This is a genomic window from Kolteria novifilia, assembly GCA_007748055.1.
GTDB lineage: Bacteria > Planctomycetota > Planctomycetia > Kolteriales > Kolteriaceae > Kolteria > Kolteria novifilia.
Genome location: CP036279.1, coordinates 722,028 through 738,042, shown reverse-complemented (window position 1 = coordinate 738,042; position 16,015 = coordinate 722,028). Strand labels below are relative to the sequence as shown.

At 62.8% G+C, this 16,015-nt stretch carries 12 protein-coding genes; all 12 read right to left on the bottom strand.

What is annotated here, in order from left to right:
• Positions 1-716: 716 nt before the first annotated feature.
• Positions 717-2,366: a pyridoxal phosphate-dependent decarboxylase family protein gene (locus Pan216_RS02750; RefSeq protein WP_419193191.1), complete on the bottom strand. Its 1,650-nt coding sequence runs from the start codon at positions 2,364-2,366 to the stop codon at positions 717-719.
• Between the two features lie 235 nt (positions 2,367-2,601).
• Positions 2,602-3,075 (bottom strand): hydrogenase maturation protease, encoded by a 474-nt coding sequence (locus tag Pan216_RS02745; RefSeq protein ID WP_419193190.1) that lies wholly within the window; start codon positions 3,073-3,075, stop codon positions 2,602-2,604.
• Entirely contained in the window at positions 3,065-4,507 is a 1,443-nt protein-coding gene (locus Pan216_RS02740) for a Ni/Fe hydrogenase subunit alpha (protein ID WP_145254469.1), read from the bottom strand. Before Pan216_RS02740 ends, Pan216_RS02745 begins: the two co-directional genes overlap by 11 nt.
• A gap of 20 nt (positions 4,508-4,527) precedes the next feature.
• Positions 4,528-5,094: an NADH-quinone oxidoreductase subunit B family protein gene (locus tag Pan216_RS02735; protein WP_145254466.1), complete on the bottom strand. Its 567-nt coding sequence runs from the start codon at positions 5,092-5,094 to the stop codon at positions 4,528-4,530.
• On the bottom strand, positions 5,091-5,831 hold the full coding sequence (hoxU, locus tag Pan216_RS02730) for a bidirectional hydrogenase complex protein HoxU (protein ID WP_145254463.1): 741 nt from the start codon (positions 5,829-5,831) through the stop codon (positions 5,091-5,093). Before hoxU ends, Pan216_RS02735 begins: the two co-directional genes overlap by 4 nt.
• Complete coding sequence (locus tag Pan216_RS02725) at positions 5,828-7,477, bottom strand: NuoF family protein (protein WP_145254460.1); 1,650 nt, start codon at positions 7,475-7,477, stop codon at positions 5,828-5,830. Before Pan216_RS02725 ends, hoxU begins: the two co-directional genes overlap by 4 nt.
• Positions 7,467-7,979, bottom strand: coding sequence for a bidirectional hydrogenase complex protein HoxE (gene hoxE / locus Pan216_RS02720; RefSeq protein WP_145254457.1), 513 nt, complete (start codon positions 7,977-7,979; stop codon positions 7,467-7,469). Before hoxE ends, Pan216_RS02725 begins: the two co-directional genes overlap by 11 nt.
• Positions 7,980-8,248: 269 nt before the next feature.
• Positions 8,249-9,256, bottom strand: a complete 1,008-nt coding sequence (locus tag Pan216_RS02715) for a dihydroorotate dehydrogenase-like protein (protein ID WP_145254454.1) — start codon at positions 9,254-9,256, stop codon at positions 8,249-8,251.
• On the bottom strand, positions 9,253-12,852 hold the full coding sequence (gene nifJ / locus Pan216_RS02710) for a pyruvate:ferredoxin (flavodoxin) oxidoreductase (protein WP_145254451.1): 3,600 nt from the start codon (positions 12,850-12,852) through the stop codon (positions 9,253-9,255). The genes Pan216_RS02715 and nifJ overlap by 4 nt, the downstream gene beginning before the upstream one ends.
• Before the next feature lie 339 nt (positions 12,853-13,191).
• Complete coding sequence (locus tag Pan216_RS02705; protein WP_419193189.1) at positions 13,192-14,118, bottom strand: diguanylate cyclase; 927 nt, start codon at positions 14,116-14,118, stop codon at positions 13,192-13,194.
• 196 nt (positions 14,119-14,314) lie between these two features.
• Positions 14,315-15,130, bottom strand: coding sequence for an ABC transporter permease (locus Pan216_RS02700; protein ID WP_419193188.1), 816 nt, complete (start codon positions 15,128-15,130; stop codon positions 14,315-14,317).
• Positions 15,131-15,195: 65 nt separating this feature from the next.
• Positions 15,196-16,014, bottom strand: coding sequence for an ABC transporter permease (locus tag Pan216_RS02695; protein ID WP_145254442.1), 819 nt, complete (start codon positions 16,012-16,014; stop codon positions 15,196-15,198).
• Position 16,015: the final 1 nt, after the last annotated feature.

The following is a 16,015-nucleotide window of genomic DNA, read 5'->3' as shown; positions in this document are numbered from 1 at the left end:
GTTCGCGCAGCGAACGGGTGAGGGAGTTGTCTTCCAGCCGCAAACGCGGCGGCAGCACGTAGCCTGATACGTCAGTGCCAGGAAGATGTCATCAACACAATCCCGAGCCCTGAAAGGGCGACAGCGACGCCTCGCCTTCCAAACCGCTGCCGTCCCTTCGGGACTGCGAGAATCGTTTGTCTCACAAACCTGGGGCTTGCGCCTCAGGCTACGTGCTGCCGCCGCTGCGCGGCTGTCCAACACTCAACGATCTCGCTTGGGAGACTCGCCATTTCCTGCCCGTTGCCATTTGCTGGGGCTTGGCCGCCCCCGTTCGCGGAGATCAAAAACGCGGGGGCAAGAGCCGTGGCGCTAGCAAGGCTCGTTGGCGGAACCACCATGCCGCCCCCGTTCGCGGAGATCAAAAATCGCGGGGGCAAGAGCCGAGGCGCCAGCAAGGCTCGTTGGCGGAACCACCATGCCGCCCCCGTTCGCGGAGATCAAACATCGCGGGGGCAAGAGCCGTGGCGCTAGCAAGGCTCGTTGGCGGAACCACCATGCCGCCCCCGTTCGCGAAGACCAAAAAACGCGGGGGCAAGAGCCGTGGCGCTAGCAAGGCTCGTTGGCGGAACCACCATGCCGCCCCCGTTCGCGAAGACCAAAAAACGCGGGGGCAAGAGCCGTGGCGCTAGCAAGGCTCGTTGGCGGAACCACCATGCCGCCCCCGTTTGCGAAGATCAAAAAACGCGGGGGCGTGCGGCGATGACGTTGTCGACGAGGGCGCGGACGTTCTCCTCGTCGGCGAAGGGGGAGAGGATGTAGGATTTCAGGGCGTTGATCGGCTCGCCGTAGGTGGAGTGGCGATAGCAGTCGGTCATCGAGATGAGCACGCCGTGGCCCGCCATCGCGTCGGCATGGACCAGTTCGAAGATCTTGCGGTTGTAGTCGTTGTGCTCGCAGAGCTTGTCGCGGTAGGCGGGGTCGTTCCGCTCGCGTTCCTTGACCGTGAAGGTGTCGATCCCGTCCGGATAGACACGAAAGAGCGTCACGGTGCCGACGTTGTTGCCGTTGAGCACCGTCGTCGGGGCCCGGCCCTCGAGTTCCTCGCGCAACACTTCCGCCATCTCGACGAGATGCCCGAGGAGCGCCCGCAAGCCGTTCTTGCCCAGGAGCTTGAGATTCGCCCACGCCGCGAGGGGCCCGGCCGCGCTGCGCGAAGTTTCCAGCGTCCAGAGCCCCGGATGATACTCGCCCGTTTGGTAGAGGTACGGCATCTTCTCCCGGCCGCGCGTCAACAACACCAAGTCGCCGGCATCACGGGTCAGGAAGAGAGTGGAGATGTAGGGGCAAAAGCCGGTCTTGTGAAAGTCGACGCCGATCGAATCGGCGCGGTCGAGTCCCTTTAGGTCGTGGCACGCCTTGGCGAGAGCGCGCACCGTCCGCGGGCGGAAGCCGAGTTCGTTGCGCTCGAAATCATAGTCCTTGAAGACCGACCAGGCCCACCCGATGACCGCGTCGGCGTGAACGTGCGGTCGGTAGTCGAGGCGGTACTCCTCGGCGAGCCGATCGCGCATCTCGACGATCGCGCCGACATTGTCGATCCCGAAGGCATCGGTCGTTCCCGCCGTCGCGATGATGCACGCGATCCGTCGTCCTTCCTCGAGGAGCTTGCGAAGGCAGGACTCGAGTGCTTCCAAATCGATCGCATTGTCGAGTCGGGTCCGCACCTGGATCGCGTTCTCCTCGCCGAGGCCGAGCCAGCCGGCGACACTGAGGCGGGCGTAGTGGCTTTGACCCGAGGAGACGAGCACGGCCTTTTCGGTGATGCCGTGTTCTCGCGAGCCGGGCAGAGCCTTCTCCAGGCCGAGTTTGACGCCGTAAAGGGTGGCTCCGGTTCCGCCGAAGGTGAAGAAACCCGCCGCACGCTCCGGATCGAAGCCGACGAGATCGGCAACCATCGCGGCGGTCTCGACCTCGGACGAGGCGACCCGCAGGCTCGACTCCTCGGAGACGAGGTTGGGGTTGTAGATCGCCGCTAAGAGGACCGCGATGACACTCGCCACCGACGCGGGCGGGACAACGTTGACCTGCGATCGGGGATGCCCCCAGAGGAACATTCCATCGAGAAACTCCGCGAGTTGCGCGGTGACATCCTCGAGCGGCAACGGGTCGGCCGCGATGCGAGCATCGGTCGCATTGCCATGATTGACCGGTTCCGGCAGTCCGAGCGTGGGCAGGTTCGACTTACGGCGATCGAGTTCGTCGAGCGCCCGAAGGACCGTGAAGGCGACGTACGCGTCGTGCTTGCGGTCGGAGACCGGCTGGGGAAAGGCCTGGCGAACATTTTCCAGGATTCGTCGAAAGGGCGCGTTGACCGGGTCGCTCACGGAACCAATCGTCCTCCGCATGAGAAAGTGGGCAAGTTCGTTCCATGACACCGCGTCCCTCAGGTCGTGCGGGAGATTGCCTAGTCACAGGCGTTTCCCGTATGCCCACGGCGAGCGTGAGCATTGCACCCAAGATTTTCTGGGCAATGAATGAACGAATCCCACTCCCTTCATCATAACGTCCTCGCGGGCACGGCTGGGGAGATGATTCGAGAACACGACTACCGAAGCGACGTCATTCGCTCCAACGGCGAAGCCGGGGCGCGAGCCGGTCGGCGAGACGTCCGACGGCGCGCTGGACGGGAAGCGACATCTCGTCTCCCATCTCGAACTTGCTTCCGGAGATCGTGAAGAGAAGGCCTTGGGGCGCGGTGCCGTAGAGACTCTCGCACCAGGCGAGCGTGGCGGCTGGGTCCTGGTGGTGCCCGAGCAAGGGATCGGACGAGGGGCGTGGCCGAACCCGTTGGATCTTGATGCTTCCGGGAGGCCCTTCGAGGTCCGCGTCGATGAAGAGGACCAACCGCGCGGGCTCGATGACCAACGCGAGTTCGGGGGTCAGTTGCTGCTGGATGACCACTTCGACGCCGCCGAGCAGTTCGCGCGCGAGGATGGCTTCGGCGGCAATGATCCCGGCGCCATCATCGCCACGGAGCGGGTTGCCGATCCCGATCACGACGACGGCGGGGCCCCGTGACGGCTCATCGGGCATCACCATCTCGAGGGCCTGTGAGCTTGTCGACCAACGTTCCATCGGATTGCCTCAATTCAATGACCATGGCCATCTGGCCGATCGCGTGCGTGGAACAGCTCAAGCACGGATCGAACGCCCTGATCACGGCTTCGACCCGATTGAGCATCCCTTCCTGGAGGTGATCGCCGTCGACAAAACGCTCGGCGACTTGCTTGATTCCCCGGTTCATCGCGAGGTTGTTATGGCCGCTGGCGATGATCATGTTCGCCCACCGCATCTGGCCGTGCTCGTCAATCTTGTAGTGGTGCAAGAGGAGGCCGCGCGGGGCCTCGGAGATGCCGACTCCTTCGAAGCGGTTCGGGCGGGCTCGGGCCCGCACGAAGGTGTCGAGGATGTCGGCTTCGTCCAGAATCGTGCGAATCATCTCGATGCAGTAGATGATCTCGATGAGTCGTGCCCAATGGTAGTGGAACGAACTCGACGGCACGCGTCCGAGGCGCTGGCGGAACTCGCGCAGTTCCATGTCGGCGAGCGGCGTACCACAGCGTTCGGCAACGCACAGCCGCGAGAGAGGTCCGACGCGATAGAGACCGTTCGGATAGCCCATCGGCTTATAGAAGGGGAACTTCAGGTAGGTGAAGTCCTCGACCGCTTCGTCGATGTAGGAGGCGTAGTGACGAGGGTTGGTCACCGTGGCGATGTTCCGCGCCTGCTCGTCGACGAACGTCATCGGACCGTCGTAGTGCTCGAGGTTGCCCTCGGGCGTCGTGAGCCCCAGGTGCAGTGACGGAAAGTTCGCGAACGAGGCGATCTCCTCGGTGTAGTTGTCGACGATCCCCTTGTACCAGTCGATGGTCCGTCGCGCGATCGCCATCCCCTCGGTGACGTTGCCAAGGATCTGCTCACGGCGTTCGGGCGAGAGGGGTTCGGTGACGCCGCCGGGGACGACCCACGCGGGATGGACCCGCTTGCCGCCGAGCCACTCGATGATCTGCTGGCCGAACTTTCGGAGCATGACCCCGTCCTTGGCGCGATCGGGGAACTTGCGAATGACGCCGAAGATGTTTCGTTCGGCCGGGTCGGCGTCCATTCCCAGGAGCAAGTCGGGGCTGCTGAGGTGAAAGAAGTTTAGCGCGTGGGACTGGATGATCTGCGCGAAGTTCATGATCTTGCGCAGCTTGACCGCGGTGGCGGGAATCTCGACCGCCAGCAGGTCATCGCACGCCTTGGCCGACGCCATGAGGTGGCTAACCGGGCAGATGCCGCAGATGCGAGCCATGATCGAGGGCATCTCCGAGAGCGGGCGTCCCTCGATCAGTTTCTCGAAGCCACGAAACTGCGTGACGTGAAAGAGGGTGTCGGCGACCTTTCCCGCTTCGTCGAGTTGGATCGTGATGCGGGCATGCCCTTCGATGCGGGTGACCGGGTCGATGGTGATCTCGCGAACCATGATCGTCCTCCCCCAATGACCTAGCGCCCGAAACGCGTCAAGTGACTCGGGTCGGGGGCGCGCCCGGCCAGCAACTCGGTGATCGTGTAGTGGATCGCATCCGCAGGCGGCGGACATCCGGGCAAAAAGTAGTCGACCTCGACGACCTCGTGGACGGGCCGGGCCTTTGTCTGAAGCTTGGGAACATAACGTTTGGGCGCCCGGCTCTCGCCTGGACGCGGCTCCGGCACGTTCCCCGAACCCGGTTCGTCGTAGGCGCGGGCGAGGACATCCTCGACCGTGAAGAGATTCCGCATCGACACGACGTTCGCGGTCAACGCGCAGTCGCCCATCGACACGAGGATCTTCGTCCGCGAGCGGATCTTACGAGCCTTCTCGACATCCTCGTCGCTACCAATCGCTCCCTCCATGAGCGTCACGTCGACGTTCTCGGGAAACTCCTTGGTGTCGACGGTGGGAGAGAAGACGATGTCGGCCACGCTCGCGATGTCGATCAGTCGCTCATCCATGTCGAGCAGCGACATGTGGCATCCCGAACACCCATCGAGCCAAATCGTCGCCAGCCTCGGTCGCGTCGCGTTGGTCATCTCCGTCCCTCTCTCGTCTGTGTCAGGTAAGGCAACAGCTCGCGTCGTTCGCGCCGCTTCGCCATGTCGGCGAAGGTCGTTCCCTTCTCGGTGAGCGCTCCGGTCGGACAGACGCTCACGCACTTCCCGCAGGAGGTGCAGGTATCGCTCTCTCCCCAAGGTTCGTTCAGATCGTTGATGATCATCGAATCGATGCCACGCCCTCCGACGCCCTTGGTCGCGGCTCCTTCGATCTCCTCGCAGACGCGAACGCAGCGCGTGCACATGACGCAGCGGTTGTGATCGAGACGGAAGCCGTCGTGGGAGCTGTCGACCAGCAGCGTCGGGTAGCGGTAGGGTACGTGAACGTGGGTGACGCCCATCTCCTGGGCGAGCGTCTGTAGCTCGCAGTTGCCGTTGCTGACGCAGACCGCGCAGATGTGGTTGCGTTCCGAGAAGAGCAACTCGACGATCGTCCGCCGATAGCGCTCGATGCGCGGCGAGGTCGTCGTGACATCCATATCCTCGGTCGCGAGCGTCGAGCACGCGGGCAGCAGACGCCCGGAACCCTTGATCTCCACCAGGCAGAGACGACAGCCACCCCACGGGGTCAAGCCCTCGAGATAGCAGAGGGTGGGAATGCCGATGTTGTGATCCTGGGCGACCTCGAGAATGCTCTGTCCCACTTGGGCCACGACATCGGTACCGTCGATGCGAAGCGTGAAGCTGTCGGGCGTCGGAATCGACTTGTGCGTCATGGGGTCATCTCCACTTGGGCGAGAGGATCTCCACTGGGGCCTCGGACGCCATCGGAGACCAGTCGCTCCTCGTACTCGTCGCGGAAGTAGCGCAGCGTGCTGTTGACGGGATTGGGCGCCGTTTGCCCGAGGCCGCAGAGACTCGTTTCGCGGACGACTTCGCAGAGTTCCGAGAGAAGCTCGAGGTCGCGCTTCGTTCCCTGCCGGTTGTAGATGCGATCGAGCAGCGTGTGCATCTGGTAGGTCCCGACGCGACAGGGCACGCACTTGCCGCACGACTCGGTCATGCAGAACTCCATGAAGAATCGAGCGACATCGACCATGTTCGACGACTCGTCCATGACAATCATGCCACCCGAGCCCATGATCGCCCCGAGTTCGCGAAGCGATTCGTAGTCAACCGAGGTATCGAGATGCCGCGCGGGGATGCAGCCGCCCGAGGGTCCGCCGGTCTGCACCGCCTTGAAGCTCTTGCCGTCGGGGAGCCCACCGGCGATGTCGAAGACAATCTCCCGGAGCGAGATTCCCATGGGAACCTCGATCAGGCCGTAGCGGCTCAGGGGGCCCGCGAGCGAGAAGACCTTGGTCCCCTTACTCTTCTCCGTCCCGATCGACGAGAACCAACCGGCCCCTTCCCGAAGGATGGCGGCGACGTTGGCGAAGGTCTCGACATTATTGATGAGCGTCGGACAGCCCCAAAGGCCGTGGTTGGCCGGATAGGGCGGCCGAGGCCTGGGAAGACCGCGTCCCCCTTCGATCGACGCGATCAACGCCGTCTCCTCGCCACAGACGAAGGCACCCGCCCCGAGCCTGATGTCGACGGTGAACCGAAAGGGCGTCTCGTAGATACGGTCGCCTTGGAGCCCCAATCGCTGGGCTTGTTTGATCGCTTGGCGAAGCCGCTTGATGGCGAGCGGGTACTCGGCCCGGACGTAGATGTACCCCTGCGTCGCGCCGACGGCATAGGCGGCGATCGTCATCCCTTCGAGCACCCGGTGCGGATCGCTCTCGAGCACCGCCCGGTCCATGAAGGCTCCCGGGTCACCCTCGTCGGCGTTGCAGATCACATACTTCTCGGCTCCGGTCGCCTTGGCGACGGTCCCCCACTTGAGCCCCGTCGGATAGCCCGCGCCACCACGTCCGCGCAGACCGCTGTTGACGATCTCTTGGACGACCTCGTCGGGATCCATCTCGGTCAGGACGCGCGCCAGGGAACGGTAGCCGCCGACAGCGATGTAGTCCTCGATCCGTTCGGGATCGATCCGACCACTGTTCTCGAGAACGATCTTCTTCTGCCGCTGAAAGAATGGAATAGTCGTGTCGCAGAGCAGTCGCGGCACGGGCTGGGTGTCCAAGCTCTCGACGATCTCGGGAACGTCGTCGACGCCGACGTGCTGATAGAGCACGTCTTCGGGGTCCAGCGCGACGAGCGGGCCGCTCGAGCAGAGCCCCATGCAGCCGGCGCCCCGAATCCGACACTTCTCGCGGAGCCCCTTCTCCTTGACCGCGGTCGTCAGCCCTTTCTTGACCTCCTCCGCGCCCGAGGAGAGGCAACTCGCCGCGGTGCAAACATTCAGGCAATGTTCGAAGCCCTGCTGTCGCTCACGCTCTTCAACGGACAACTGGCTAAGTTCGTCAGGCGTCATCGTTTCCCAGCCTTTCGATCCGATCCACGAGTTCGTCGGGACTCGTCCGACCGACCACTTCGCCATCGACCACGGCAATCGGGGCGAGGCCGCACGAACCGACACAGCGAGCGCTGAGGAGAGTGACCTTCCCGTCGGGAGAGGACTCCCCCATCGACACGTTCCAACGCGCACTGACCCGGTCGACGAGTTCCGGCGCGCCTTTGATGTAGCAGGCGGTCCCGAGACAGACGACGCAGAGATGTTCGCCCGGCGGTTTGAGGGTGAAGTAGTGGTAGAAGGTCGCGACGCCGTAGACGGTCGACAGCGGGATGCGAAGGCGTTTGGCGACGTAGCGCAACGCGTCGTCCCCAAGATAGCCGAAGCTCTCCTGAACGGCGTGGAGTGTCTCGATCAAGGCATGGCGATCGTTGCCGGCGCGGCGCATCGTCGCGTCGATGATCTTCCAACGCTTGTCGTCGGAAGGGTGAGAGACCTTTTGGACGCGTTGCGCGACGACCATTGAAAGAGTCCTCCTGGAATGCGAACCGGATCGACGAGCGAGTGAGCGCCGCGAACCCCGTGCCGTGTCGATGTCAAGACGGCCGGCCACCTCGTGGGCGCGAGGGTGGCCGGCCAGGCGGTCCGTCGAACGGAGTTCAACGGACCGCCAAACGAGGTCGATTCCGAAGAATCGCCCCGCATCTCCACCGATTCCGAGGGGTTACCCCCGGAGCCTTGATCGACGACGGGCGAAGTTCGCGGCGCCCATGGTCCCGCCTGACCGAACGGCTAAACCCATTCCCCCGTGTAGGAGACAATCGCTTTCATGTAGTTGCCCCGCCCGTACGCGTCGGCGTCGGGGCAGTTGTTCTTGCTCATGCTTCCCCGCATCTGCGCCACCGACTCGTAGTCGTTGTTGCCGAGCCAGTCCCTGATCCCCTCCACGATCCGCGTGAGCGCCCCGGCGCCATGGCGGTAGATCGACGTCGTCACCATGGTGACGTCGGCTCCCGCGAGCAGGAGTTTGAGGGCCTGCTCGGGGCGATGAACCCCGCTCGTGGCCGCCAGGGAAATGTCGAGCTGATCGCGCAGGATCGCGATCCAACGCAACGGGAGCCGAAACTCCTCGACGTGGCTCAAGACGAGCTTCGGTTTGACTTCGAGTTCGTAGAGATCGATGTCCGGCTCGAGCAGGCGGTTGAAGAGCACCAGTCCGTTGGCCCCGGCGAGCATGAAACGCCGCGCCATGTTCGCCGTCGACGAAAAGTAGGGACCGACCTTCACGGCCAATGGAATGTCGACCGCTTCGCGCACCGCGCTGAGCAAATCGACGTAGCGGGCCTCGACCTCCTGCGAGTCGACGAAGACGTCGTCGGGAATGAACATGATATTCAGTTCGAGGGCGTCCGCCCCGGCCGACACCATCGAGCGGGCATACTTGACCCACCCGCCGCGTGACGATCCGTTGAGGCTGGCGATGATCGGTATGTCGACCGCCCGCTTGGCCTGTTCGAGCGATTGCAGATAGCCGTCGGGGCCGGTGTTGTAGCCGACAAGTTCGGGCATGTAGTCGAGCGCCTCGGCGAAGCTCTCGGTGCCAAACTCGTGCAGTTCATCGATGTTGCGTTCCTCGCCGACGATCTGCTCCTCGAAGAGGGAGGGAAAGACCGCCGCGGCGGCCCCCGCCGCTTCGAAGCCGCGAAGCTGGTCGAGCGACTCCGTCAAGGGGCAAGCCGACACGACAACGGGGTTCCGAAGCTTCAGTCCGAGATACTCGGTGGTCAAATCGACGTTCATGACGACTCTCCTTGCCCCTTGCCATTGCCGTTTTCGTTGCTGGCTTGGGGAATCGTTCGCTCGACACCGGCCATCTGTTCATACCAGCGCCAACGTTCGCTGATATCGGCTTGAGCCAACTCCATGAGACGGGCCGCCGATTCGGGGTTGGCTCGGGCGAGCATCGCGAAACGGCCCTCCTTCGCGGCGTAGTCGGCGAAGCGCGTCGTCGGCTTGCGACTATCGAGCACGAAAGGATGATCGCCCACCTTCGCATGACGTGGATCGTAGTGGTAGAGGGGCCAGTAGCCGCTGGTGACCGCGTCTTTCTGGTGCGTCATGCTCGTCTCCATGTTGATGCCATGGGCGATGCAGTTGCTGTAGGCCATGACCAGCGACGGCCCCGGATACGACTCCGCCTCGAGGAGCGTCTTGACGGCGTGGCGTGGATTGCCACCGATGGCGATCTGGCCGACGTACGCGTTGCCGTAAGCCATCGCGATCATGCCGAGATCCTTCTTCCCGACCGCTTTGCCCCCGGCGGCGAACTTCGCGACCGCGGCGCGGGGCGTCGCCTTGGACGCCTGCCCACCCGTGTTCGAATAGACCTCGGTATCGAGGACCAAAATGTTGACGTTTCGGCCCGAGGCGATCGTGTGATCGAGCCCGCTGAACCCGATGTCGTAGGCCCAGCCGTCGCCGCCAATGATCCAGACGCTGCGTGGGACGAGCACGTCCGCGATCGCGAGAAGTTCCTTCACCGCCGGACGATCGACCCCCGCGAGAGCCTTCCTAAGATTCGCGACGCGCTCGCGCTGAGACAGAAGCCACTGCTCGGATCCGTCGCCCCCAGCGAGCAGTTCCTGGACCGCGTCTCCGGGGAGAACGTCGGCGAGTTGCTCGAGCAGATAGGCGGCCTGCGACCGTTGCTGGTCGAGGGCCAATCGCATCCCGAGCCCGAACTCGGCATTGTCCTCGAACAGGGAGTTCGACCACGCCGGCCCACGCCCCTCGCTATTGACCGACCAAGGCGTCGTGGGCAGGTTCCCACCGTAGATCGAGGAACACCCGGTCGCGTTCGCGACCAGCATCCGGTCGCCGAAGAGTTGGCTGACAAGCTTGACATAGGGTGTCTCGCCACAACCCGCGCACGCCCCGGAGTACTCGAAGAGGGGCTCGAGGAGTTGCGACCCCCGCACCGACTCGCGTGGGATCTCGCGCCGATCGAACTCGGGCAGCCCGAGGAAGTAGTCGTAGTTGGCGCGCTCGACGTCGAGATGGTCGTCGATGGCTTCGAGGTTGATCGCTTTGTGCTTCGCGACTTCCTTGCTCTTAGCGGGACAGACATCGACACAGACGCCGCAGCCGGTGCAATCCTCGGGAGCGACCTGGATCGTCATCGAAAGCCCCTCGAGTTCCTTGGCTTTGGCCTGTCGTGCCCGGTAGCCGGGAGGAGCCCACTGAAGCTGCGCCGTGTCGAACGCCTTCGACCGGATCGCGGCATGGGGGCACATCAGGGAACAAAGACCGCACTCGATACAGATGTCCGGATCCCAAATCGGAATCTGCAGGGCGATGCGACGCTTCTCGAATTGGGCGGTTCCGGTCGGGAAGGTGCCATCGACCGGCAGAGCGCTGACGGGAAGCAGATCGCCCTTGCCGGCGATCATCATGGCCGTCACACGCCGTACGAAGTCGGGAGCGTCGGTCGGGACGGGAGGAATCTGGTGGCGACCGCCTCGCGTCTCGGAAGGTACCTCGACCGCGTGGAGTGACGCTAGCGCCTGATCGACCGCCTGGCAGTTGCGCTCGACGACCGACTCGCCACGTTTGCCGTAGGTCTTGTGGATCGCCTCCTTGATCGCCGCGACCGCTTCCTCGGTCGGGATGACGCCGGCCAGTCCAAAGAAACAGGTCTGCATGACGGTGTTGATCCGCCTGCCCAGTTGGGCGCTCTCGGCGACGGCGTAGGCGTCGACCACGTAGAAGCGAAGATCCTTGTCGATGATCGCTTGCTGCACTTCGACCGGCAGCGTCTCCCACACCTCGTCGGGACCGTGCGTCGTGTTGAGTAGGAAAGTCGCTCCGGGCTCGGCAAGTTCGAGCATGTCGTGCCGATCGAGGAACTGGGCCTGGTGGCAAGCGACGAAGGAAGCGTGCCGAACGAGGTAGGAGGAGCGAATCGGCTCGGGACTAAAACGCAGATGTGATACCGTCATCGAACCGGACTTCTTCGAATCGTAGACGAAGTAGCCCTGAGTGAAGAGGTCGGTATGTTCGCCGATGATCTTGACGGTGTTCTTGCAAGCCCCGACGGTCCCGTCGCTGCCCAGTCCGTAGAAGACCGCCCGATAGTTCTCCTTCGGTTCGTGCAGTCCGTCCGGATCCCAGGCCAGACTGAGATGGGTGACGTCGTCGTTGATGCCGATCGTGAAATGCCGTTTGGGGTTGGGTTCTTCGAGTTCGTCGAAGATCGCCGCTGCCATCGGGGGCGTGAACTCCTTCGAGGAGAGCCCGTAGCGGCCGCCGATGACGCGTGGAAGCGTCTCCCCGCCCTGTTCGCGCCAGCCCTCCACCAGCGCGCCGACGACGTCGGTGTAGAGTGGCTCGCCCACCGCCCCCGGTTCCTTGGTCCGATCGAGCACGGCGATCGACTCGGCCGTCTTCGGCAGTGCTTCGAGGAAATCCATGACGGAGAAGGGACGATAGAGCCTCACCGTGAGCAAGCCGACTTTCCTTCCTTGGGAGGTGAGGTGTCGGACCGCATCCTCGACCGCCCCCGCGCCGGAGCCCATCATGACGATCACCGTCGTCGCGTCGGGAGCGCCGGTGTAGCCGAAGAGGTGATAGGAACGTCCGGTCCGCTTCTCGAACTCGGCCATCACGCCGGTGACGGTGGCGGGCACCGCGTCGTGGTAGAGGTTGCAAGCCTCGCGCGCCTGGAAGAAGACATCGGGGTTCTGGGCGGTTCCTCGTAGGATGGGACGATCGGGGGTCAGGCATCGATGCCGGAAGGCCTCGATCAGGTCCGGACGCAACATCTGCTCGATGTCGGTCTCGGGAACCTGTTCGATCTTGTTGACTTCGTGCGACGTGCGAAACCCATCGAAGAAGTGAAGAAACGGCACCCGCGACTCGAGGGTGGCGATGTGCGCGACCAGAGCGAGATCCTGAGCTTCCTGCACGGAGGAGGAGGCCAACATGGCCCATCCGGTGGTCCGAGCCGCCATGACGTCGCTGTGATCCCCAAAGATGGAGAGGGCGTGCGTCGCGATCGAACGAGCGGCAATATGGAAGACGGTCGGCGTCAGCTCGCCGGCGATCTTGAACATGTTGGGAAGCATCAACAGTAGGCCCTGCGACGCCGTGAATGTCGTCGTCATCGCTCCCGCTTGCAAGGAACCGTGGACCGCTCCCGCCGCTCCCCCCTCGTGCTGCATCTCGATGACGGAGGGAACGGTTCCCAACACGTTCTTGCGGCCGACCGCCGACCAGGCGTCGCAAAGTTCTCCCATTGGGGACGCGGGCGTGATGGGATAGATGGCGATCACTTCATTGGTCAAGTGGGCAATTCGAGCGGCCGCTTCGTTCCCGTCAAGCGTGACGAACTTGGCCATCGTCGTCTCCCTCCAACCACGCAACCCAATCAAGAAACGCAAAAAGCCTCCCCACGAACCAATGTCGCGGAGAGGCTTCCATAGCCTTCAAATTGTGCGGATGTCAGTGTGGAGCCGGGCCTTGCCTCGCCATGGGCATGTGGCACCGACTCTCTTTTCTAGTTATACTCTCTGCCAGGAAAAACGCAACCGCGCTTCGGCTCGATTCGCTCGGATTCACGGGGAAAGAGGGTAATCCTTGGGGCCGGCGCCCAACCCAATTTCGCGGCAAGTCTCGTATGCGACACTCGTGGCGAAGGAGCCGTGGTAACGTTTGCGGAAAACCGGACGCGGCGGCACTCACCCGTCGTGATCCGCCACGCCCCGCGATGGCTCGACTTGACGGTGCTCGATCGCGTTCTTTCCCTTCGCCTTCGCCAGATACATGAGGGTGTCGGCCTCGCTGATCAATTCATTGACCGAATCGGGAATCTCGACAAAGGTCGCCGCTCCGATGCAGAAACTCACCGGCGACTCGTGACGCCGCATCTCCGAGAGAAAGTCTCGGCGCAGACGCTCAAGGATCTCTCCCGCGGTCTCATAAGAGGCATCGAAGAAGAAGATCGCGAACTCGTCGCCCCCTAGGCGCGCGATGACATCCTCGTCCCGCACATGATCGCGCAGAACATCGGCGACGGTTCGCAACAACTCATCGCCAGCGCCGTGACCGAGGCGATCGTTGACGAGCTTGAAGTCGTCCAGGTCCAAATAGGCCATCGTCACCGGACACCCGGTCGCGCGTGCCTGAACGACATCGGCCTTGACCAGTTCGAGAAACCGGCGCGGATTGGCCACGCCCGTTAGTCCATCGGTGTTCGCGCGATGACGTTCCCGCTCGAGCGCGGCCCGGAGCGACGACGCGAAGAGAGCGAAGATCAGGAACAGAACAAACTGAAACCCGGCGTTCCAATACTGTGCCACGGGGCTCGTGTAGTCGTGGACCGCGATGCGATCGGCGACTAGCCACGTCAGCGCGCTGACCAGCGAGAGCCCAATCCCTGCCCATCGACCAACGCTATACGCCGCCAGCAACGTTGGGCCCAAGTAGAAGAGCGACGAAGAGAGCTCGTAGCTGTCCCGGGCATCGATCGCGCCGATGAAGATGATGAGGGTGAGCGCCAAGACCAGCACGAGAACATTGGGTTGCTGGGAGAAATATGTCAGCAGGGCCATCGTCGTCGAGCGCGACATGCTGGACGACTCGGAGCTGTCGCGGCGAGCGGACACGAGGCGACTCTCGTCTCGTTGGCCACTCTCCACGGCGGTGGTCGACGCGCTCGGGGCGACGGGATCCGGATCCGCGTCCGATGCTCGTCGTCGCTGTTGCGTGCTGTTCCCAGCCATTGGCATCAACCCGCTGATTCCGTCTCTCGATGGCGAGGTCGCCGACCGTTGATGACGGGTTGCCACTTCTAGTCAGAGTCTAGCTACTGGCGCTTCGATACGCCGACAACGCAAAACGAAAGAACCATCGGCTCACCGCCAGGCTGACTCCCGCCGCCAGAAAGAGATAGAGCACCATCGGCCATTCGACCATTTTCACACCATAGCGAGCCGGGGTCGTGATCGCCAACAGGACCGGCAAGAGATACATCAGGACGAAATAGAGAACGCGTCCTCCCCCGTGACTCAAGTAGATGTCGGCCGGGTAGCGAGCGAACTGGGTCACATAGAACCACATCTCGTGCAAGCTACGGTTTCGAACGATCCAGACACTCGACGAGGCCATCATCAGCATCAAACTGTAGAGAACCGCCACGCCGGCAATAAGAAGGAGCACGTAGTTGATCCCCTGGAGGATCGTGGGCCAGTTCCCGCTACGCTGCCACGCATACAACACGAGCGCCCCACCCACGAAGAGATTGGGAAGGTTGGACCAATCGACCCGCTGCGTCGACAGCAGAAACTGCTCATCGATCGGTTTGGTGAGCGCGAAGTCGAGGTCGCCGGTCCGGATGAGCTCCGACAGATTCGTGCAATTGACCAGAAAGAGCCCACTCACCGTTCCATTGACGAGAAAGCTCGTTCCCATGAAGAACAGGTAGTCGTTGTGGGACCAGTCGCCGATCCGCCGCGTGTTGAGAAAGATGAGCTGGAAGAAGGTGAGAATCAACACGAGCCACAGACTCTGCCCGGCGCAGCGCACCAAGAAGTTCCCCCGAAAACTCAGCTCGCGCACGAAACAGTAGCGAGCCAGGCTCAAGTACAACCGCACATACCGAGAACCAGCTTCCTTCAACCGATCACTCCTCCCCGCGCGCCTTCGGCGAAGCGATCTCGCGCTCGCCCTCCGCGAACGGGATTCTATCCTCCAAACGCACTGTAGTGGCGGACGCCTCGAGCGAAGAGATAGCGGACCGCGACCCAAAGCGCGACGGCACACAGCAATTCACCACCGACCGCCAACGCGAGTTCCATGGTGGACATCTCGGCCCCGCGCAGAAACAACATCGCCGGGAAATAGGCCATGTACTGGAAGGGTAGCAGACGAATCAGCACCCCCAGCGGCCCCGGCACCAAATCGAGCGGAAACATGTGCCCGTTGAGCAAGTAGTTGAGCGTGTTGACCACCCATAGCAGCGAGCTGATCTCCAACATCCAGAATCCCAGGACGCCCAACAGCGCCTCGAACAGGAAACCGATCACGAACGCCAACGCGAGCGAGATGACGTAGGCGGCCAGGACCGTCGGTGGTGGCCATCCGGGAAAGAACTCTCGGCAAAGAAAGAAGACGATCGCGAACGGGACAGAAGCGATCGAATAGTAGACGAGCTTGTGGGCGATCCGCGAGGTCAGCAGAAAGCCGAGCATGTCGATCGGCTGCGTCAGGTACTTTTTGATGTTCCCTTCTCGAATGTCGAAAGCGATGCCCGACGCAAGTCCCGGCATGCTCGAGAAGGCTCGGCTCACCATGATCAGCAAGTAGTAGGCGATGATCTCGTCGGAGGTGAAACCCGCGATCCGCGTCCGGTCGCTACCCGCGAAAATCGCGCCCCAGAGAAAGATCGTCGTGACGATCGGCATGAAGCGGATGAGGGTTCCGAGAAAAAAGTCGGTCCGGTACGTCAACCGCTCGGCGAGGCTGATCGAGAAGATCGTCGCGTATTTTCGAAGAACGATCATG